Here is a 17,721-nt window from a genome sequence, read left to right as displayed (position 1 = left end):
GGCGCTGCTAGCGTTCCGGCGCATGAACGAGACCAGCATGGGCGGCGGCGCCGGAGTGGACGTCGAGGCGTTCGTGGCCGACGGGTTCGTCAAGGTGGGGTCGGTCGTGCCGGGCGAGGTGGCCGACGCGGCGCGGGCGCTGTTGTGGCAGCGGATCGGGTTGTCGCCGGACGATCCGTCGGGGTGGACGCAGCCGGTGGTGTGGACGGCTGACATGACGGGTGAGGGGCCGTTCGGGCAGATCGTGCGCAGCGCGCGGCTGGCGTCGGCGCTGGACGCGGTGGCGGGCGCGGGCGGGTGGCTGCCGCGCGGCAGTGTGGGCAATATCGCGGTGCGGTTCCCGCGGGTGCCGCCGGCGGAGGATCGGGGCTGGCACATCGACGCGAACACCCCGCGCGCGGACGGCACGTACGGGGTGAGCGGCCGGCCGCACACGTTGCTGCTGCTGGTGCTGCTGTCGCGGGTGGGGCCGCAGGACGCGCCGACGCGGATCCGGGTGGGTTCGCAGCGGGACATGGCGGCGCTGCTGGACGAGCGGGTGCAGGATGTGATGGAGATCGGGCCCGCGTTCGAGGAGGTGGGCCGGGACCGGCCGGTGGCGCTGGCGACCGGTTCTCCGGGTGATGTGTTTGTGGTGCATCCGTTCACGGTGCACGCGGCGCAGGAGCATCTGGGGGCCGAGCCGCGGTTCATGGCGCAGGCGCCGGTGTTCCTGTCGCGTCCGCTGGAGCCGGGTGCGGGCTCGCCGCTGGCGCGGGCGGCCGGTTACTGACTTTCGCAGGCCGCGGCGATGGCTGCGGGGTCCCAGTAGAAGGGGCGGCATTCGAGCATGCGGCCGTCCCTGACGGTGATGAGTTGCACGATCAGGGTGTCGACGTCCCGTCCGGTGGCGCGGGCGCGGAAGCGCACCCGGTTGCGTACGACGACGGTGTGCTCGTCGCCCCAGTGCTCCTGCTCCAGGAACTCCATCGATTCCCAGGTCTCGCTGAAGCGGGCCAGGAACCGTTCCATGCCGTCGTGGCCGTGCCAGGTGCCGGTGAAGGGGAGCCCGGGTGCCTGGTGCAGGGTCACTTCCGGGTCGAGGTGGGCGGCGACCTGGTCGTAGCTCGCCTTGCCGGGTCCGCCTGCGGCGACGTACGCGGCTTCGGCGGCGTAGAACTTCTGCATCACCGTCCAGGCGTCGGCCGCCGGTGCGTCGTGGTGATCGGTGGTGGTGCTCATGGCGCCAGCCTCGCCGCTCGGGGCGGTTGCGCGCTGGCGGGGATCAGACGTGCAACCCGTCAGCGGGTGGTGGTGGTGAGCAGGAAGGAGGCGGCGCCGAGCGCGGCCGCGGTGAGGATCACCGTGGCCAGGGCGGCCAGGATGAGCAGGCGCCGCGGCAGGCTGGGCCTGGGCGGCGGGCGGCGCTCCCCCGTGTCCATGTGACCGACGGTAACAAGGGGGTTGAGCTGGGCGGACGCCGGGTCAGGTGGGGGCGGGCGTGGTGCGGGTGGCGAGGTGGTCGAGCGAGATGCCGAGGACGTCGGCCAGCGCGGCGATGGTGAAGAACGCGGGTGTGGCGATCCGGCCGGTCTCGATCTTGCGGAGGGTTTCGGCGGACATGCCGGCGGCGGCGGCGACCTCGACGATGCTGCGCTCGCCGCGGGCCTGGCGGAGCATCGTGCCGAGGTGCTCGCCGCGGAGCCGTTCTTCGGGAGTCAGCGGTGGTCGCACCATGAGGCTCACTCTATACCGTTACCGGTATTGTTATCGTTCGCTCACCGGGGTAATAACCGGTGGTCGAGTGACGCGGCAGGCCGGTGGCCGTGCTCGCAGGGTCGCGGGCGGCGCTGTCCGGCGTGGCGGGACGGCTGCGACGGGTGTCGCGCCGGCCGGCGTGTCACCGCCGTGGTGACCGCCGTGGTGACCGCGCGGTCCGTGTCCGGGCGGGGCCGCGCGCAGGTCAGGCGGGCCGCTCGTGGTAATAAGCGCGGCGCCGGGCGCGCTCTTGTCCGCAGGTCCTGGGCCTGCGGGAGCGTACGCGGGCCGCGTGGTCCTCGCGAGTCGGCGCGGGTTCCTCCGCCGGGCCGTCCCGGAGGTCGATGCCGGTCCCGGCGAGCGCCGGGACGCGTCGTCTCCCGTGTTCGCCCCTCGGGGCGGATGCTGCTGGTCGTCACCGTTGTCATGGCGCCTCACAGTGGCGGAGCCGGCGTGCGCCTCGTGCGCCGCCGCCCGCCGTCGTCCCCAGGTTATGTCCGGCCCCTTATCCGGGGCAGTTCCTGCCAAAACCCACAGCAAGTTTTTGCCTGCCGATGGGGCGGGCCTGGCGTGACCGGGTGAGGGCGCGGCGCCGGGGCGCGCGTGAGCAGGGGAACCTCACGCGCACCCCGGCGCGGCCAGCTCGAACCAGACGACCTTGCCGCGCCGTGAGGGGGTGCTCCCCCACGCGTCGGCCAGTGCCTGCACCAGCTCCAGGCCGCGGGAGCCTTCGTCCTGCTCGCCGGCCCGGCGGGGGCGGGGCGGGCGGGGGTCGGTGTCGGCGACCTCGCAGCGCAGCCGGCCGTCGCGTGCCCACATGCTGAGCACGACGGGGCCGTGCGCGTGCCGGACCGCGTTCGTGACGAGTTCGCTGACCAGGAGTTCGGCGGCCTCTGCTGTCTCGCGGGGCGGGTCCCACTCGGCGAGCAGGCCGCGTGCCGCGCGGCGGGCGCGCGGCACCGAGGAGGGCGTGGCGGGCAGCGTCCACGACGCCGCGACCATGGGCATGGACGTGGGCAGGCAGGCGGGCATGTACGCGGGCATGAGTTGCGGCATCAGCGCCGGCAGGAGCGCCGGCATGGCGGCGGGCATGGCCGTGCAGGCGGGACTCATGCCGATCGCCCGTCGTGCCGGGCCGCCGGGGTGCGGGCGGCGCCGTTGCGTGGCAGGTCCCCTCCCCGCTCGGGCCGGCGGGTGGTGCCGGGCGGCGGGTGCGGAGGCTGGTGCTGGCACATGTCGGATCCCCCATCCTTGGTGCGTCCCGTCTCCGGGGTTCTCCTTCACCATGCCCTCACACCCCGCCCCACCAAGAGGTGAGAAATCCCTATATGAGTACCTACGTACGGTCCGGGCCCGTACCCGGCAAAGGAGTTGACCCTCACCCCTCGTGAGGGTCCATGGTGGGAGGCATGAGTCTGTCGGTCGGTCAGGTCGCCCGCCTCGCCGGCGTCACCGTACGCACCCTGCACCACTACGACGAGATCGGCCTGCTGGCCCCCACCGAGCGCACCCGCGCCGGCTACCGCCGCTACACCGACGCCGATCTCGCCCGCCTGCAGCAGATCCTCCTCTACCGGGAGCTCGGCTTCCCCCTGGAGGAGATCGCCGTCATCCTCGACGAGCCGCGGGCCGACGAGCTGACCCATCTGCGCCGCCAGCACGAGCTGCTCACCGCCCGCGCCCGCCATCTCGGCGACGTGATCGCGGCCGTCGAACGCGCCATCCACGCGCACACCAGCGGCATCACCCTGACCCCCGCCGAGCGTTTCGAGGTGTTCGGCGGCTTCCGGCCCGAGGAGCACGAGGCGGAGGCCGCCGCCCGCTGGGGCGCGGACCCCCGCTACGCCGAGAGCCGCCGCCGGGTGGCCTCCTACAGCAGGGCCGACTGGCTGGAGCTGAAGGCCGAGGCGTCGGCGATCACCGGCGCGCTCGCCGAGGCGTGCAAGGCGGGGCTGCCGGCCGGCGGCGAGCACGCGATGGACCTGGCCGAACGTCACCGCGGCCATGTGCATCGCTGGTTCTACGACTGCGGCCACGACCTGCACCGCCGCCTCGGCGACCTGTACGTCACCGATGTCCGCTTCACCGCGTTCTTCGACGCGGTCCTGCCGGGCCTGGCCGGTTACGTGCGGGAGGCCATCCACGCCAACGCGGACCGCCACCCCTGATACATGCCCTTGCGGGCATATAATCAAGCGGGTATATTCGCTGGCATGCCCTTCGACGTCCTCGCCGAGCCCGCCCGCCGGCACATCCTCGACCTGCTCCTCGAACGCCCCCGCAACGTCACCGAGCTCACCGACAGCCTCGGCCTCACCCAGCCCGGCACCAGCAAGCACCTGCGCGCCCTGCGCCGCGCCGGCCTGGTCACCGTCCGCAAGGACGCCCAGCGCCGCTTCTACGAGCTCACCCCCGCTCCCCTGGCCGAGATCGACGCCTGGCTCACCCCCTACCGCCGGCTCTGGACCCGCAGCCTCGACCGGCTGGAGGCCCATCTGGACGCCATGCCGGACGAGCCCGAGGAGGACGTGCGATGAACGAGGACCTCACCCTCCACCCCGACGGCCGCACCTGTCTGCGCATGCGCCGCCGCCTGCCCCACCCGCCGCAGAAGGTCTGGCGCGCCCTCACCGAGCCGGACCACCTGGCCGCCTGGTTCCCCACGGAGGTCACCATCGACGGCGAGCGGATCGGCTACGGCTTCGGCCCCGACGGCCGCGTCACCCACCGCGAGCCGCCCCGCCTGTTCGCCCACACCTGGGGCGAGGACCATCTGCGGTGGGAGCTGGAGCCCGACGAGGACGGCGGCACCCTGCTCACGCTCACCCACACCTTCTCCGACCGGTACGGCGCCGCCAGCTTCGCCGCCGGCTGGCACACCTGCCTCATGGCCATGCTCGCCCACCTGGACGGCCGCTCCCCCGCCGCCGGCCCGCCCGAAATGGGGCGGCTGCACGAGGACTACGTCCACATCCTCGGCCTCGACGGCGCGACCTGCGACGGCGGCACCGTACGCGTGGAACGCCAGCTCGTCCGCCCGGCCGATCACGTCTGGCGGCATCTGGGCGGCGACCGCGCCGCCGTCGGCGAGCCGCCGCCCGCCCCGTTCACCGTGCCCGCCGTCCCGGCCGGCCCCGTCACCCGCGCCGAGCCCGGCAAGCTCCTGGAGTACGGGACGCCGGGCGGCGGCGTCCGCTGGGAGCTGGGCGAGGGCACCGGCCACGGCGCCCGTCTCGTCCTCACCTGCACCGGCGACCCGGCCGCGCTGCCCGCCTGGCGTTCCCGGGCCGCGGAACTCGCCGCGGAACTCGCCGGAGAAAGCTGAGAAGACTCAGGCGGTCAGGCCCAGCGCCGCCGCCGTCAGCGCCCGCGCCCGCCCCGACTCCGTCAGCACCTGCGTGGAGTCCGACAGCTGGTCGACGCATCCGGCGACCGGCAGCGCCCGGATCGCCGGGTCCGACACCGACGCCATCAGCGCCTCGGCGAACCGGTCGCCGCCGATGACCCGGAACGGCCGGTCGTGGAAGCCGCGCACGCCCTCGTCCAGCCGTTCGGCCAGCGCCAGCCGGTTCTGCAGGGCCGCCAGGCGGGTGTAGGCGCCCGACAGCAGTTCCTCCCGTTCCCGCCACGACCGCGCGGACACCGCCGCTCCCAGGCACTCCCCCAGTTCGGCCGATCCGGGCAGGCGGGCCAGGGCGCTGCCGAGCCATTTGGCGTAGGGCGGGTAGCGGCGGCGCAGCAGCAGCGCCAGCCGCATCACCTCCCGGGCCAGCCGCGCCCCCACGACCGCCGACCCGAGCTCGTCGCCGACCTCCCCGCACCGGCCGGGGAACGGCTCCTCCTGGGCGATGCGCCGCCACTGGCAGGCCAGCACGTACCGCCACACGTCCTCGGGATACCAGCGCAGCGCGGCCCGCGCCGCCTCCAGCGCGCCGAGGCCGTCGTGGAAGACCTCGCCGCGGGTCACCTCGGCCAGGCGCTGCCACGGCACCGACAGCCAGTCGAGCAGCGACATGCCCGCCCGCGGGTCGAACCCCAGGTGTTCGCGCAGCCACGCGCCCGGCTCGCAGACCCGTACGCCGGGCCGGGTCCGGCCGTGATAGGGGAACACGGTCGGCAGTCCGTGGAAACGTTCCGGCAGTCCCGCCAGCACCCGCGCCTCCACCTCGGCCACCTGCTCGCCCGGCACGAACAGCAGGACCCGCGGCCCCCAGTCGTGGTCGGCCGAGCGGGCGGTGTCGAACGCCAGCACCTCAGACCCTGGCCCCACCAGCGCGGCGCTGTGCGCGGTCCGCGGCACCAGCGGCGCCACCACCTCATGGTAGAAAGCCCGCGACAACTCAATACCCGGCATGAAATCGGACATCACGCCGTCAACTCTGCACCAGCACCGCCCGAACCTCACCCGATTTTCGCCCTGCCCCCTGGGGGGCTCTCAGGTGGTGACGGAGGAGGTCATCACCTGGCGGCGCCGGTAGCCGATGCGCTCGTAGACGCGGATCGCCGCCGGGTTGTCGTCGTCCACCATCAGCGCGGCCCGCCCGTAGGTGTCGATGAGCCGTCCCGACACCCACCGGCACACCCGTTCGGCCAGGCCGCGCCCGCGGTAGGGGGCGCGGGTGGCGACGCCGGCCAGCAGCCCGACGTCCGGGGCCGACCAGGCGTCGGCGGCGACCGCGGCGATCACGCCGCCGTCGCGCAGCCCCGCCCACCGGCGCACCCCGGCGCCGCCGGGCACGGCGTAGGCGTCGGGGGCGTCGGCCGCGAGCAGCGCGGTGATCTCCGCCTCGGCGCCGTCCAGCCACCCCACCCCGTCCTCCCCGGTGTCGCCGGTGTCGCCGGTGTCGTGGTGGAGCTCGGTGAGGCTCATCCAGGAGAAGCACGGCCCCGCCCGCAGCCCGTCCACCGCGCCGGCGACCTGCCGGATCAGCTCGGCCTCGCCGAGCGGCCGGTACGACGGCCCCAGCTCGGCCAGGGCGTGCCGCACCAGCGGCGCGGCGTCGCGCGGCGGGCCCTGCACCACCAGCCGGTCCCAGCGTGAGATGCCGGGGCAGCCGGCGGCGACCGCGCCGCCCGCCGCCCATGCCCGCGCGCCGGGCCGCAGTCCCTGGGCCGCCCACATCACCAGGTCGTCGTCCCCGCACGCCGACCGTACGTCGGCGGGGGTGCGCAGCTCCCGCGTCACCATTGCGGGCAGGTCACAGGATGGCGCCCGGCCGGTAGGCGGCCGCCTCCGGATGCGCGGCCACGATCTCGGCCACCCGCTGGGCGACGGCCTCCACCTGGTCGGCCGCCGCGCCGGTGAACGACACCCGGTCGGCCAGCAGCCCGTCCAGCCGCTCCCGGTCCAGTGGGAAGCGCTCGTCGCCGGCCAGCAGGTCCAGCAGCTCGTTGGCCGCGCCGCGCGAGCGCATCGCCAGCGCCGCCGCGACGGCGTGCTCCTTGATCAGCTCGTGGGCCTGCTCGCGGCCCATCCCGGCCCGCACGGCCGCCATCAGCATCTTCGTGGTGGCCAGGAACGGCAGGTAGCGGTCCAGTTCGGCGGCGATCACGGCGGGGAAGGCGCCGAACTCGTCCAGCACCGTCAGCATCGTCTCCATCAGCCCGTCGAAGGCGAAGAACGCGTCCGGCAGCGCCACCCGCCGCACCACCGAGCACGACACGTCGCCCTCGTTCCACTGGTCGCCCGCCAGCTCGGCGGTCATGGAGGCGTAGCCGCGCAGCACGACCGCCAGGCCGTTGACCCGTTCGCAGGAGCGGGTGTTCATCTTGTGCGGCATGGCCGAGGAGCCGACCTGGCCTTCGGCGAACCCCTCGGTGACGAGCTCGTGGCCGGCCATCAGCCGGATCGTCCTGGCCAGCGACGACGGCGCCGCCGCGGCCTGCACCAGGGCGGTCAGCACCTCGAAGTCCAGCGAGCGCGGGTAGACCTGCCCGACGCTGGTGAAGGCGCCGGCGAACCCCAGGTGCTCGGCCACCCGGCCCTCCAGGGCGGCGAGCTTGGCCCGGTCGCCGCCGAGCAGGTCCAGCATGTCCTGGGCGGTGCCGACGGGGCCCTTGATGCCGCGCAGCGGGTAGCGGGTGATGAGCTCCTCCAGCCGCCGGTAGGCGACCAGCAGCTCGTCGGCCGCGGTCGCGAACCGCTTGCCGAGCGTGGTGGCCTGCGCGGCCACGTTGTGCGAGCGGCCGGCCATCACCGTGGCCTCGTGCTCCTTCGCCAGCGTCGCCAGCCGCGCCAGCAGCGCCACCATGCGGTCGCGGGCCAGCAGCAGGCTGTCGCGGATCTGCAGCTGCTCGACGTTCTCGGTCAGGTCGCGCGAGGTCATGCCCTTGTGCACCTGCTCGTGCCCGGCCAGCGCGTTGAACTCCTCGATGCGCGCCTTGACGTCGTGGCGCGTCACCCGCTCGCGCGCCGCGATGGACTCCAGGTCGACCTGCTCGACGACCTTCTCGTAGTCGGCGACCGCGCCGTCGGGGACCGCGACGCCCAGCTCCGCCTGCGCCCGCAGCACCGCCAGCCACAGCCGCCGCTCGGCGACGATCTTGTACTCGGGCGACCACAGGCGGGTCAGCTCCGGCGAGGCGTAGCGGGCGGCCAGGACGTTCGGGATGCGCGGCTTGGAAGTCACGTTCGACAAGTGTAGGCATCGGCACCGGTCACGTCGCACGCCCGGGGGCGGGGAAAGGCCCGGCCGCCGTCGCCGGCGACCGGGCCCGTACGCGCCGAGCGCCGTCAGGATGGCGTCGGCTCCAGCACCTTCTCCTCCTTCACCGGCGCCGCCGGGCCGCGCCGCAGCCGCTCCTTGGCCCGCTCGACCATCGTGTAGAGGGTCGGCACCAGCACCAGCGTGAGCAGCGTCGAGGAGATCAGCCCGCCGATGACCACGATCGCCAGCGGCTGCGAGATGAACCCGCCCGACCCCGTCACGCCCAGCGCCATCGGCGTCAGCGCGCAGATGGTCGCCACGGCCGTCATCAGGATCGGCCGCAGCCGGCGCCGGCCGCCCTCGATGACCGCCTCGACCACGCCCATGCCCTGCTCGCGGTACTGGTTGATGAGGTCGATGAGCACGATCGCGTTCGTCACGACGATGCCGATGAGCATCAGCATGCCGATCAGCGCGGGCACGCCCATCGGGGTGCCGGTCGCCACCAGCAGCCCGATGGCGCCGGTCGCCGCGAACGGGACCGACACCAGCAGGATCAGCGGCTGCACGAAGCTGCGGAACGTCGCCACCATGATGAGGAACACGATCGCGATGGCCGCCAGCATCGCCATGCCGAGGTCGGCGAAGGCGTCCTCCTGGTCCGCCGACGCGCCGCCCAGCGTGTAGGAGGCCGACGCCGGCAGCTGCAGCGCGTCCAGCTTCTCGCGCAGCTCCTGCGTCACCGCTCCCAGGTCGCCCGCGTCCACGGCCTTGGCCGTCACCGTCGCCGAACGCTCGCCGTCGATGCGGGTCACCTGCGTGGGGCCGGCGACCTCCTTGACCTGCGCCACCGACGACAGCCGCACCAGGCCCGAGGCCGTCATCAGCGGCAGGTCCCGTACTTCCTTGACGTCCTGCGGCGCCTCGGCGCCGCGCAGCACCAGGTCGCTGTTGCGGCCGTCGAGCGTCACCTGGCCGAGCGGCGCGCCGCGGAACGCCTGCGCCACGCTCTGCCCGATCTGCGCCTCCGACAGCCCGCGCGCCGCCGCCTTCTGCCGGTCGACGACGACCTCGATGCGCGGCGCGGACGCCTCCATGTTCGACGAGACGTCCCGCAGCCCCTTGACCTCGCCCATCGCCTTGGCGACCTGCTCGGACGCGGCCTGCAGCGTGTCGAGGTCGGGGCCGCGGACGATGACGCTGATGCCGTCGGCGTTGAAACCGCCTCCGCCGCCGGCCGCGCCGACCGTGACCTCGCCGACGCCGGTCAGCTTGCCGATCTTCTCGCGCAGCCGCTGCTCCACCGCCGGGGTGTCGGCCCCGTCGGCGAGCGTCACCGAGTACGAGGCCCGGTCCGAGCCGCCGCCCCCGCCGAACGCGGCCGCCATCGCGTTGCCGCCGCCCACGTTCGCCTGGTACGACTCGACCTGCTTGTCGTCGGCGAGCACCTGCTCGACCTTCTTGGCCGCCTTGTCGGTGGTCTCCAGGTCGGTGCCGACCGGCATCCGCTGCGACAGCGAGATCGTGTTCTGCCCGGAGGAGTCCAGGAAGTTGGTCTGCAGGGCGCCCGCGACGCCCATCGTCGCGACGAACACCGCCACGCCGATGAGCACCGTCGTCAGCTTGAACCGGGTGGCGAACCGCAGCACCGGCAGGTAGGCGCGCTGCAGCGGCGAGCGCAGCTCCTTGGCCTCGGCCTCCTCACGCAGCTTGCGCGCCTGCTCGGGCGTGAGCTGCGGCGCCTTCAGGAACCAGTACGCCAGCACCGGCACCACCGTCAGCGACACCACCAGCGACGCCAGCAGCGCCACCGTCACGGTGATCGCGAACGGGCTGAACAGCTCGCCCACCATGCCGCCGACGACCGCGATCGGCACGAACACCGCGACCGTGGTCAGCGTCGAGGCGGTCACCGCGCCCGACACCTCGCGCACGGCCGTCAGGATCGCCTGCAGCTTGGCCTCGCCGTAGCCGAGATGCCGTTTGATGTTCTCCAGGACCACGATCGAGTCGTCCACGACCCGGCCCACCGCGATCGTCAGCGCGCCGAGCGTCAGCATGTTGAGCGAGTAGCCGCCCGCCCACAGCACGATCAGCGCGATCACCACCGACAGCGGGATCGACACCGCCGTCACCAGCGTCGAGCGCACCGACAGCAGGAACACCAGGATGACCAGCACCGCGAACACCAGGCCCAGCAGGCCCTCGGTGGTCAGGCTCTCGATCGACTGCTCCACGTAGGGGGCCTGGTCGAACACCACCGACACCGCCGTGTCCGAGCCGTCGCCCAGCGCCTTGGTCAGGTCCGGCAGCAGGTCGCGGATCTCGTGGGAGATCGACACGGCGTTGCCGTCGGGGGTCATCGTCACCGACACGCCGAGGCTGGAGCGGCCGTCGGTGCGGGTGATCGTGGTCGCCGCCGCGAGGCCCTGCTTGATGGTGGCCACGTCGCCGAGCTTGACCGGCCGCGGCGACCGGGCCTGCGCCTGGGCCTGGGCCTGGGACGTGGGGGTGCGGGCCTGCTGCTGCTGGCCCTGCTGGGGCTGCGTCTGCTGCTGGGCCTGCGGCTGGGGCTGGGCCGGGGTCAGGTACAGGTTCTTCAGCTTCTCCAGGGAGTCGACCCGGGTGCCGACCTGGACCGTGAGCGCCCTGCCGTCCTCGATGAGGGTGCCCGCCGGGATCGGCGTGCCGTTGGCGCGCAGCGCCTCGGGGATCTGCGCGGGCGACACCCCGGCCAGCGCCATCTTCCCGGCGTCCGGCTCGATGGTCACCACCTCGTCGCGGACGCCGGTGACGGTCGCCTCGCGCACGCCCTCCACGCCCTGCAACGCCGGCACCACGATCCGGTTGAGCTTGTCGGCCATCGCCTGCTGGTCGCCGCCGTCGCCGACCGCCAGCACCAGCACCGGGATGTCGTCCGTGCTGCCGGCCGCGACCTGCGGCTCGACGCCGTCCGGCAGCGTCACCCGGTTCAGCGCCTGCTGCATCTTGTTCAGCGACGCCTCGATGTCGGTGCCGTACTCGAAAGCCACCTGGATCTGCGCCACGCCCTCCCGCGAGGTGGACGTCAGCTCCTCCATGCCGTCGAGCCCCTGGAAGGAGTCCTCGATCGGCTTGGTGACCTGCTCCTCCACGATGTCGGGCGACGCGCCCGGGTACGGGGCGATCACGAACGCGCCGGGGAACGACAACGACGGCAGCAACTGCTGCTTCAGCTGCGGGATCGTGAACGCGCCGAACGCGCTGAGCACGACCGCGATCAGGATCACAAGAGTGCGGTTGACCAGGCTCAACCTGGCGAAAGCGGTCATAAGCCCCCTCCAAGAGTTCGGCTTAGACTAACACTTCGCATCACGCGAATATTTAGACACATCAAACCTTCCTGATAACCTTCTCAGGAAGCGAGAGGTGAAAGTGAACGACGAACGCGAAGACCTGATCCGCAGGATCGCCGAGACGCAACGCAACCTGGGGCGCGTCTTCGCCCAGCATCAATCCCCCCTGTTCACCTCCAACCTCACGATGCGCCAGCTCAAGGTCGTCATGCTCCTGTCCGTACGCGGCGGCTCGGCCAGCGGCCAGGAGATCGCCGCCGGCCTCGGCGTCGGCCCCGGCACCGTGACCGGCATCGTCGACCGCCTCCTCGCCCAGGGCCTGGTCAGCCGGCACGAGGACCCCCACGACCGGCGCGTACGCCGGGTCGAGCTCACCGCCGCCGGCGCCGCCTTCCTCGAGGAGGTCAACAGCGTCGGCAGCCAGCAGATGCGCCGCATCATGGACCATCTCGACACCGAGACCCTGCGCGCGCTCGACGAGGTCACCCGGGCGATCTGGGCCGCCGCGGAGAAACTCGGCGACTCCTGACCCCGGCGGCCCCTGACCCCCGCCCCTGACCCCGGCGGCCCCTACGCGGGGGAGCCGCCGGCCAGGCGGGACAGAACGGCCGGCAGCTCGCCCTCGTAGGCCACCGTCAGCCGCCGCGTCGCCCGCGTCACCGCCACGTACAGGTCCCGCCCGCCCATCGGCGACTGCTCCAGGATGCCCGCCGGGTCCACCACCACGACCGCGTCGAACTCCAGCCCCTTGGCCTGCGTCACCGTCAGCACCGTGACCGGCGCGTCCAGGTCGGCCGCCGGGAACTCCCGCCCCACCCGCTCACGCAGCGCGTCGGAGGTCACCACCCCGACCCGGCCCTCCCCGATCGCCGCCCGCTCCTCGGCCACCAGCTCCTTCAGCCCCTCGACCGGGACGCGCACCGCGCGCGGCGCCGACTCCCCCGACCGCACCGACTCCGGCGGCTCCTGCGCCGGGTCGAAGGCGCGCAGCACGTCCGCCGCCACGTCCATGATCTCCACCGGCGTCCGGTAGTTGACCCGCAGATGCTCCAGCCGCCACCGGCCCCGCAGATAGGGGTCCAGCACCTCGCCCCACGAGCGCGCCCCCGCGGCCGAGCCGGTCTGCGCGATGTCGCCCACCACGGTCAGCGACTTGGCCGGCACCCGCCGCATCACCATCCGCCACGCCATCGGCGACAGCTCCTGCGCCTCGTCCACGATGACGTGCCCGTAGGCCCAGCCCCGGTCGGCCGCCGCCCGGTCGGCCGTGGTCAGCTCCGCGCCCGGGTCGGCGTGCCGCCCGGCCAGCACGTCCGCCCGCGCGAGAATGCCCTCCTCGGCCACGCCGGTGGTCTGCAGCACCTCACTGGCGAACAGCAGGTCCTCGTCCTGCTCGACCCGGCTGCGGCGGGAGGCCGCGCGCGCCGCCGAGTCGTCCTCGCCCAGCAGCTCGGCCGCCTCGTCCAGCAGCGGCACGTCCTCCACCGTCCACGGCGCGTCCGCCGGCCGCACCAGGGGCGCCCAGTCCAGGCCGGGCGGCATGACCGCTTCGAGCGCCCGCGGGTCCGCCAGCAGACCGGCGATCAGCCGCTGCGGCGTCAGCTCCGGCCACAGGCCCTCGACGGCGCGGCGCACCGCCGGCTCGCCCCACAGCCGCTCCGAGGCCAGGTCGATGTCCAGCTCGTCCAGGTCGCCCTCCAGGTCCAGCGGCTGGGCCAGCTCCTCCATCTCCGGGTCGCCGTTGGCGAGGTCCTCGATGTGCAGCGACTCCTCCAGCGCCCGCGCCTCGGCCCGGGCCAGCTCCTTCAGCAGCTCGCTCACGTACAGCTTGCGGGCCATGTTGTGCGGCAGCCGCACCGCCCGCGCCCGCTCGTGCAGCCGCACGCACGTCTCGTGCGGCACCCGCAGCGCCAGCCCGTCCAGCTCCACCACCAGGTCGCCCTCCGGCGGCCGGCGGCGCAGCTCCAGCGCCGCGGCCACCACCCCGGCCATCCGCAGGTCGCCCTTGACCACCGCGGCGGCCGGCGCGTCGGCCGCCGTCGCCCGCACGCCCGGGAACATCTCCCCGGCCGTCGTCATCACCACCTGCGTCTCCCCCAGCGATGGCAGCACCTGGCCGATGTAACGCAGGAACATCGCGTTCGGGCCGACCACCAGCACGCCGCGCCGCTCCAGGACGTCGCGGTGGGTGTAGAGCAGGTACGCCGCCCGGTGCAGCGCCGCGACCGTCTTGCCGGTGCCGGGGCCGCCCTGCACCACCAGCGCGCCCTGCAGCCCGGCCCGGATCACCCGGTCCTGCTCGGTCTGGATGGTGGCCACCACGTCGCCCATCCGGCCCGTACGGCCCCGCCGCAGCGCCGCCAGCAGCGCCGCCTCCCCCACCAGCGTGCGCCGGTCGCTCTCGCTCATCCGCTCCAGGTCGAACACCTCGTCGTCGATCGCGATGACGCGGCGGTCCTTCAGGTGCAGGTGGCGGCGGCGCAGCAGGCCGCCGGGGTCGGTGGCCGTGGCCACGTAGAAGGGCCGCGCCGCCGGCGCCCGCCAGTCGATCAGGACCGCCTCGTGCCGCTCGTCGCGCAGCCCGATCCTGCCGATGTAGGTGCTGGGGCCGGAGCGCTCGTCGATGCGGCCGAAGCACAGGCCCCGCTCGACCGCGTTGAGCTGCGCCAGCCTGCGCGCCTGCTCCGAGGCCAGGGCCTCACGCTCGACCATCGCCTGACGGCTGCCGCCGCCGCGGCCGTACACCTGGCGCAGCGTCGCCTGCGCGCGTTCCCTGGCGAGGTCGAGCAGTTCGTACAGCCACGACACAGTGCGCTGCTCGGTGTCAAGGGCTTCGGCGAGACCATCTTGACGGTTAGCCATCGAGTGGTATACTCCTATCGGGAAGGCTGTGAAAGCTGGCGCATAAATGCGAGTGTTCGAGCTTACTCCGCGCCGCCACGCCCGCGCAATCTCCCGCGCCCTCCCCTACGCGCGCCCCGCCCCCGCCCGGGTGCTAGCTTGTGCGACCGTGTCGCACTATCTGCAGGAGCTGTTCTCCCTCCACGGCCGCCGCGCCCTCGTCACCGGCGGCAGCTCAGGAATCGGCTACGCCATCGCCGAGGCCCTCGGCCGCGCCGGAGCCGAGGTCGTCCTCGTCGCCCGCCGGCCCGCCGAGCTCGACCAGGCCGCCGGCCGCCTGCGCAGGCACGGCGTCACCACCACCTGCGTCAGCGCCGACCTCGCCGACCGTCACGACGTCCAGCGCGTCTGCGACACCATGGACGACACCGCCGGCGAGATCGACATCCTGGTCAACAACGCGGGCAACAACATCCGCAAACCGATGGCCGAGCTGACCGCCGACGACTACGAGCTGACCGTCGCCGTCAACCTCACCGCCCCCTACCTGCTCGGCCAGCACTTCGGCCCGCGCATGGCCGCCCGCGGCTGGGGCCGGATCATCAACATCGGCTCCCAGCAGTCCATCAGCGCCTTCGGCGACAGCGGCGCCTACGGTGCCGCCAAGGCCGGCCTCGCCGGGCTCACCCGCTCCCAGGCCGAGGCCTGGTCCGCCGCCGGCGTCTGCGTCAACACGATCATCCCCGGCTTCGTCCTCACGCCGCTGACCGCGCCCGCCCAGGCCGTCCCGGGCCGCGTCGAGGCCCTCGCCGCCCGCCACATGACCGGCCGCAACGGCGTCCCGGCCGACTTCGCCGGCGCCGCCGTCTTCCTGGCCGGGGACGCCTCGGCGTTCGTCACCGGGCAGATGCTGTTCGTCGACGGCGGCTTCTCCGTCCACTAGGGTGCCAGTAGGATCGCAGCCAGCGTCGCGTGCCGGTGACGGGCCGCGTCAGGCATGGAGGCGCCGGATCAGGAAGGCGGTCACGATGACCCTTTCCCCGTTCCCCACCCGTGGGTGAGCACGACAAGCACAGGCTCCTGGCCTGGCACCTCGAACTGCAGGCGGCGCACCGGCGCCTGCACCGGGCACTGCGCCTCGCCCGCGAATCCCTGCGGGCCGGCGACACCGCCGCGGCGCGGGCGGACCTCCTGCTTCATTGCCAGGGCTTCTGCGCCGCCCTCGACGGCCATCACGTGCGCGAGGACGCCGGGCTCTTCCCCCAGCTGTCCGCGCGCCACCCGTCGCTGCGGCCCACGATCGCCAAGCTGCGGCAGGACCACGAGCTGATCGCGCAGCTGCTCCGGCGCTTCGACCACGCGATCACCTCGGACGCCGCGCCGGACGAGCTGGCCCTGCACCTGGACGGCCTCTCGGCGATCATGCACTCCCACTTCCGGTACGAGGAGCGCGAGCTCCTGGGGGTTCTGGCGGCCCTGGACCTCGACGCCGACCCGCACGACCTCCTCGGACCGCTCTGACAGGAACTCGCGCGACAAAGCGGTAAAAGACGTCCCTTACTACGATGTCCGGATGCTGTCCGCTCCCCCCACCGCCGCCACCGGCCCGGACCGGCCGCACACCCGCCGCCTGGCCTGGCTGGACGCGCTGCGCGGACTCGCCTCCATGGTGGTGGTCTTCGAACACGCGCTGGCGCCGCTCTGGCCGGAGGCACGCGAGCCGGTCAAGGCCGTCTTCGACCCCGGCTGGTACGGCGTCATGGTGTTCTTCCTCGTCAGCGGCTACATCGTGCCGGCGTCACTGGAACGCCGGGGCAGCCTGCGAGCCTTCTGGATCTCCCGCTTCTTCCGGCTGTGGCCGCTGTTCACCGTGTGCGTGGCCGGCATGCTGCTGCTCGCCGCGGCCGGCTGGGACGACCTGCACACCTGGTGGAGCAGCCGGCCCGCCGCACTGGCCCTGGCACACGCCACCATGCTGCAGAACCTCATGTACGCCCCCAACGTCGCCAACGTGCTGTGGACCCTGTCCTACGAGATGGCCTTCTACCTCCTGCTGACCGCCATGTTCACCCTCGGGGCACACCGGCGCAGCACCACGGCCGCGCTCACGTTCGCCGCGGCCGCCGTGCTCGGCGCCGGGCTGCTGCCGGTGACCCTCCTGTCGGCAGGCGGCGCGGGCCGCATGCTCACGGTCGTGCTCGCCGTCACCGCCGTGCTGGCCGCCGGACTGACCGCCGTGCTGCGCGGCGGCCGGCGCACCCGGCAGGCCGGAGCCGTGGCCGTCGCGGGCACGATCCTGCTGCTGCTGGCCGTCAACCAGAGCTACCCCGGACCGTGGCAGGGACTGCTCATCCTGGCGACCATGTTCGCCGGCACCGCCCTGTACCGCGTCGAGACCGGCCAGTACGGCCGCCGGCACCTCGCCTGGACGGCGCTCGTACCGCTGGCGGGGCTGTGGCTCGCACGCGCCGAACCGGGAGTGCAGACGGCGATCGCGGCGGCCTGGCTGACGTTCGCCGCCGCGATGGCGCTGCGCCGGCGCGCGATGCCGTCGTGGCTGACGTGGCTCGGCCTGGTGTCCTACTCCATCTACCTGCTGCACCCGCTGCTGCTGGAGAGCGTGGAGTTCTTCCTGCCGGACCCGCGGGCCCTGCCGCTGGCCGCACGCCTGGCGCTGCTGGGGGCGGTCTACGCGGCGCTGCTCGGGCTGTCCGCGCTGACCTGGCGCTGGGTGGAGCTGCCGGCGCAGCGGCTGGGCAGACGCCTGGCCGGCAGCTGAACGGAGCTTCCCCTCCACTAGTTCATCGAATATCGTCGATGGACGATGAACGCGAACAACGGACCCCTGCCACGCGAACAGGCCGAGGAGTACGCCGGCTGGTTCAAGGCCCTCGCCGACCCCACCCGGATCCAGATCGTGTCCCTGCTGGCCCGGCGGCGCGCGCCGATGAGCGTCGGCGACATCGTGACCGCCTCCGGAGTGGGCCAGTCCACCGTCTCCCACCACCTCAAGATCCTCGCCGAGGTGCGGTTCGTCCTGGTGGAACGGCAGGGCACCTCCAGCCTCTACCGGATCAACGACACGTGCGTCAGCTGCTTCCCCACCGCCGCCGACGTCGTCATGGGCAACCCCGCGCCGCCCCCGCCCCCCTGCCCGTGAA

18 protein-coding genes are annotated in these 17,721 nt (G+C 73.3%); 9 read left to right on the top strand and 9 right to left on the bottom strand.

The genetic code is table 11. The annotated features are described in order from the left end of the window. The first annotated feature begins 22 nt into the window (after positions 1–22). Positions 23–772, top strand: a complete 750-nt coding sequence (locus ABD292_RS40455) for a phytanoyl-CoA dioxygenase family protein (RefSeq protein WP_344217136.1) — start codon at positions 23–25, stop codon at positions 770–772. Here ABD292_RS40455 and ABD292_RS40450 read toward each other — a convergent pair. From ABD292_RS40450 to ABD292_RS40435, 4 genes are all read right to left on the bottom strand, one after another. Next, complete coding sequence (locus ABD292_RS40450; RefSeq protein WP_344217134.1) at positions 766–1,221, bottom strand: nuclear transport factor 2 family protein; 456 nt, start codon at positions 1,219–1,221, stop codon at positions 766–768. The genes ABD292_RS40455 and ABD292_RS40450 overlap by 7 nt on opposite strands. A gap of 59 nt (positions 1,222–1,280) precedes the next feature. Continuing rightward, entirely contained in the window at positions 1,281–1,421 is a 141-nt protein-coding gene (locus tag ABD292_RS40445; RefSeq protein WP_344217132.1) for a hypothetical protein, read from the bottom strand. A gap of 43 nt (positions 1,422–1,464) precedes the next feature. Further along, positions 1,465–1,716 (bottom strand): helix-turn-helix domain-containing protein, encoded by a 252-nt coding sequence (locus ABD292_RS40440; protein ID WP_026215115.1) that lies wholly within the window; start codon positions 1,714–1,716, stop codon positions 1,465–1,467. A 639-nt stretch (positions 1,717–2,355) separates the two neighbouring features. Then, on the bottom strand, positions 2,356–2,850 hold the full coding sequence (locus ABD292_RS40435) for an ATP-binding protein (RefSeq protein WP_344217129.1): 495 nt from the start codon (positions 2,848–2,850) through the stop codon (positions 2,356–2,358). A gap of 296 nt (positions 2,851–3,146) precedes the next feature. On the opposite strand from ABD292_RS40435, the gene ABD292_RS40430 reads away from it, so the two are divergent. The 3 genes from ABD292_RS40430 to ABD292_RS40420 are packed head-to-tail and all read left to right on the top strand — an operon-like array spanning position 3,147 to position 5,062. Beyond that, complete coding sequence (locus ABD292_RS40430) at positions 3,147–3,905, top strand: MerR family transcriptional regulator (RefSeq protein WP_344217127.1); 759 nt, start codon at positions 3,147–3,149, stop codon at positions 3,903–3,905. A 45-nt stretch (positions 3,906–3,950) separates the two neighbouring features. Then, entirely contained in the window at positions 3,951–4,274 is a 324-nt protein-coding gene (locus ABD292_RS40425; protein ID WP_344217125.1) for an ArsR/SmtB family transcription factor, read from the top strand. Continuing rightward, positions 4,271–5,062, top strand: a complete 792-nt coding sequence (locus tag ABD292_RS40420; protein WP_344217123.1) for an SRPBCC family protein — start codon at positions 4,271–4,273, stop codon at positions 5,060–5,062. The genes ABD292_RS40425 and ABD292_RS40420 overlap by 4 nt, the downstream gene beginning before the upstream one ends. 6 nt (positions 5,063–5,068) lie before the next feature. On the opposite strand, the gene ABD292_RS40415 is transcribed toward ABD292_RS40420, so the two are convergent. The 4 genes from ABD292_RS40415 to ABD292_RS40400 form a co-directional block, all read right to left on the bottom strand. Continuing rightward, on the bottom strand, positions 5,069–6,049 hold the full coding sequence (locus tag ABD292_RS40415; protein WP_344217121.1) for a DUF4037 domain-containing protein: 981 nt from the start codon (positions 6,047–6,049) through the stop codon (positions 5,069–5,071). Positions 6,050–6,172: 123 nt separating this feature from the next. Beyond that, on the bottom strand, positions 6,173–6,925 hold the full coding sequence (locus ABD292_RS40410; RefSeq protein WP_344217119.1) for a GNAT family N-acetyltransferase: 753 nt from the start codon (positions 6,923–6,925) through the stop codon (positions 6,173–6,175). A gap of 10 nt (positions 6,926–6,935) precedes the next feature. Next, positions 6,936–8,366 (bottom strand): adenylosuccinate lyase, encoded by a 1,431-nt coding sequence (purB, locus tag ABD292_RS40405; protein ID WP_344217116.1) that lies wholly within the window; start codon positions 8,364–8,366, stop codon positions 6,936–6,938. A 104-nt stretch (positions 8,367–8,470) separates the two neighbouring features. Further along, positions 8,471–11,695 carry an efflux RND transporter permease subunit gene (locus tag ABD292_RS40400; RefSeq protein ID WP_344217114.1) on the bottom strand — a complete coding sequence of 1,075 codons (3,225 nt, stop codon included), beginning with the start codon at positions 11,693–11,695 and terminating at the stop codon, positions 8,471–8,473. A 97-nt stretch (positions 11,696–11,792) separates the two neighbouring features. Here ABD292_RS40400 and ABD292_RS40395 point away from each other — a divergent pair, with 97 nt between their 5' ends. Beyond that, positions 11,793–12,248, top strand: coding sequence for a MarR family winged helix-turn-helix transcriptional regulator (locus ABD292_RS40395; RefSeq protein ID WP_344217112.1), 456 nt, complete (start codon positions 11,793–11,795; stop codon positions 12,246–12,248). 41 nt (positions 12,249–12,289) lie between these two features. On the opposite strand, the gene ABD292_RS40390 is transcribed toward ABD292_RS40395, so the two are convergent. Beyond that, positions 12,290–14,581, bottom strand: coding sequence for a HelD family protein (locus ABD292_RS40390; protein ID WP_344217110.1), 2,292 nt, complete (start codon positions 14,579–14,581; stop codon positions 12,290–12,292). A gap of 148 nt (positions 14,582–14,729) precedes the next feature. Here ABD292_RS40390 and ABD292_RS40385 point away from each other — a divergent pair, with 148 nt between their 5' ends. From ABD292_RS40385 to ABD292_RS40370, 4 genes are all read left to right on the top strand, one after another. Then, positions 14,730–15,503 (top strand): SDR family NAD(P)-dependent oxidoreductase, encoded by a 774-nt coding sequence (locus tag ABD292_RS40385; protein WP_344217108.1) that lies wholly within the window; start codon positions 14,730–14,732, stop codon positions 15,501–15,503. Positions 15,504–15,613: 110 nt separating this feature from the next. Continuing rightward, on the top strand, positions 15,614–16,081 hold the full coding sequence (locus ABD292_RS40380) for a hemerythrin domain-containing protein (protein WP_344217106.1): 468 nt from the start codon (positions 15,614–15,616) through the stop codon (positions 16,079–16,081). Positions 16,082–16,133: 52 nt separating this feature from the next. After that, positions 16,134–17,339: an acyltransferase family protein gene (locus tag ABD292_RS40375; RefSeq protein WP_344217104.1), complete on the top strand. Its 1,206-nt coding sequence runs from the start codon at positions 16,134–16,136 to the stop codon at positions 17,337–17,339. A gap of 45 nt (positions 17,340–17,384) precedes the next feature. Next, positions 17,385–17,720, top strand: coding sequence for an ArsR/SmtB family transcription factor (locus tag ABD292_RS40370; protein ID WP_344217102.1), 336 nt, complete (start codon positions 17,385–17,387; stop codon positions 17,718–17,720). Position 17,721 lies beyond the last annotated feature (1 nt).

Source organism: Nonomuraea bangladeshensis (assembly GCF_039529455.1).
Lineage (GTDB): Bacteria > Actinomycetota > Actinomycetes > Streptosporangiales > Streptosporangiaceae > Nonomuraea > Nonomuraea bangladeshensis.
The sequence above is the reverse complement of the archived record's forward strand: the minus strand, read 5'-3'. Positions and strand labels throughout refer to the sequence as shown.

What these genes read in the sequence shown, in the direction of transcription:
- ABD292_RS40410 (WP_344217119.1), bottom strand. Translation starts at nt 6,925, where the DNA reads ATGGTGACGCGGGAGCTGCGCACCCCCGCCGACGTACGGTCGGCGTGC.
- ABD292_RS40420 (WP_344217123.1), top strand. Translation starts at nt 4,271, where the DNA reads ATGAACGAGGACCTCACCCTCCACCCCGACGGCCGCACCTGTCTGCGC.
- ABD292_RS40370 (WP_344217102.1), top strand. Translation starts at nt 17,385, where the DNA reads ATGAACGCGAACAACGGACCCCTGCCACGCGAACAGGCCGAGGAGTAC.
- ABD292_RS40455 (WP_344217136.1), top strand. Translation starts at nt 23, where the DNA reads ATGAACGAGACCAGCATGGGCGGCGGCGCCGGAGTGGACGTCGAGGCG.
- ABD292_RS40375 (WP_344217104.1), top strand. Translation starts at nt 16,134, where the DNA reads ATGCTGTCCGCTCCCCCCACCGCCGCCACCGGCCCGGACCGGCCGCAC.
- ABD292_RS40435 (WP_344217129.1), bottom strand. Translation starts at nt 2,850, where the DNA reads ATGAGTCCCGCCTGCACGGCCATGCCCGCCGCCATGCCGGCGCTCCTG.
- ABD292_RS40430 (WP_344217127.1), top strand. Translation starts at nt 3,147, where the DNA reads ATGAGTCTGTCGGTCGGTCAGGTCGCCCGCCTCGCCGGCGTCACCGTA.
- ABD292_RS40450 (WP_344217134.1), bottom strand. Translation starts at nt 1,221, where the DNA reads ATGAGCACCACCACCGATCACCACGACGCACCGGCGGCCGACGCCTGG.
- ABD292_RS40400 (WP_344217114.1), bottom strand. Translation starts at nt 11,695, where the DNA reads ATGACCGCTTTCGCCAGGTTGAGCCTGGTCAACCGCACTCTTGTGATC.
- ABD292_RS40390 (WP_344217110.1), bottom strand. Translation starts at nt 14,581, where the DNA reads ATGGCTAACCGTCAAGATGGTCTCGCCGAAGCCCTTGACACCGAGCAG.
- ABD292_RS40425 (WP_344217125.1), top strand. Translation starts at nt 3,951, where the DNA reads ATGCCCTTCGACGTCCTCGCCGAGCCCGCCCGCCGGCACATCCTCGAC.
- ABD292_RS40440 (WP_026215115.1), bottom strand. Translation starts at nt 1,716, where the DNA reads ATGGTGCGACCACCGCTGACTCCCGAAGAACGGCTCCGCGGCGAGCAC.
- ABD292_RS40445 (WP_344217132.1), bottom strand. Translation starts at nt 1,421, where the DNA reads ATGGACACGGGGGAGCGCCGCCCGCCGCCCAGGCCCAGCCTGCCGCGG.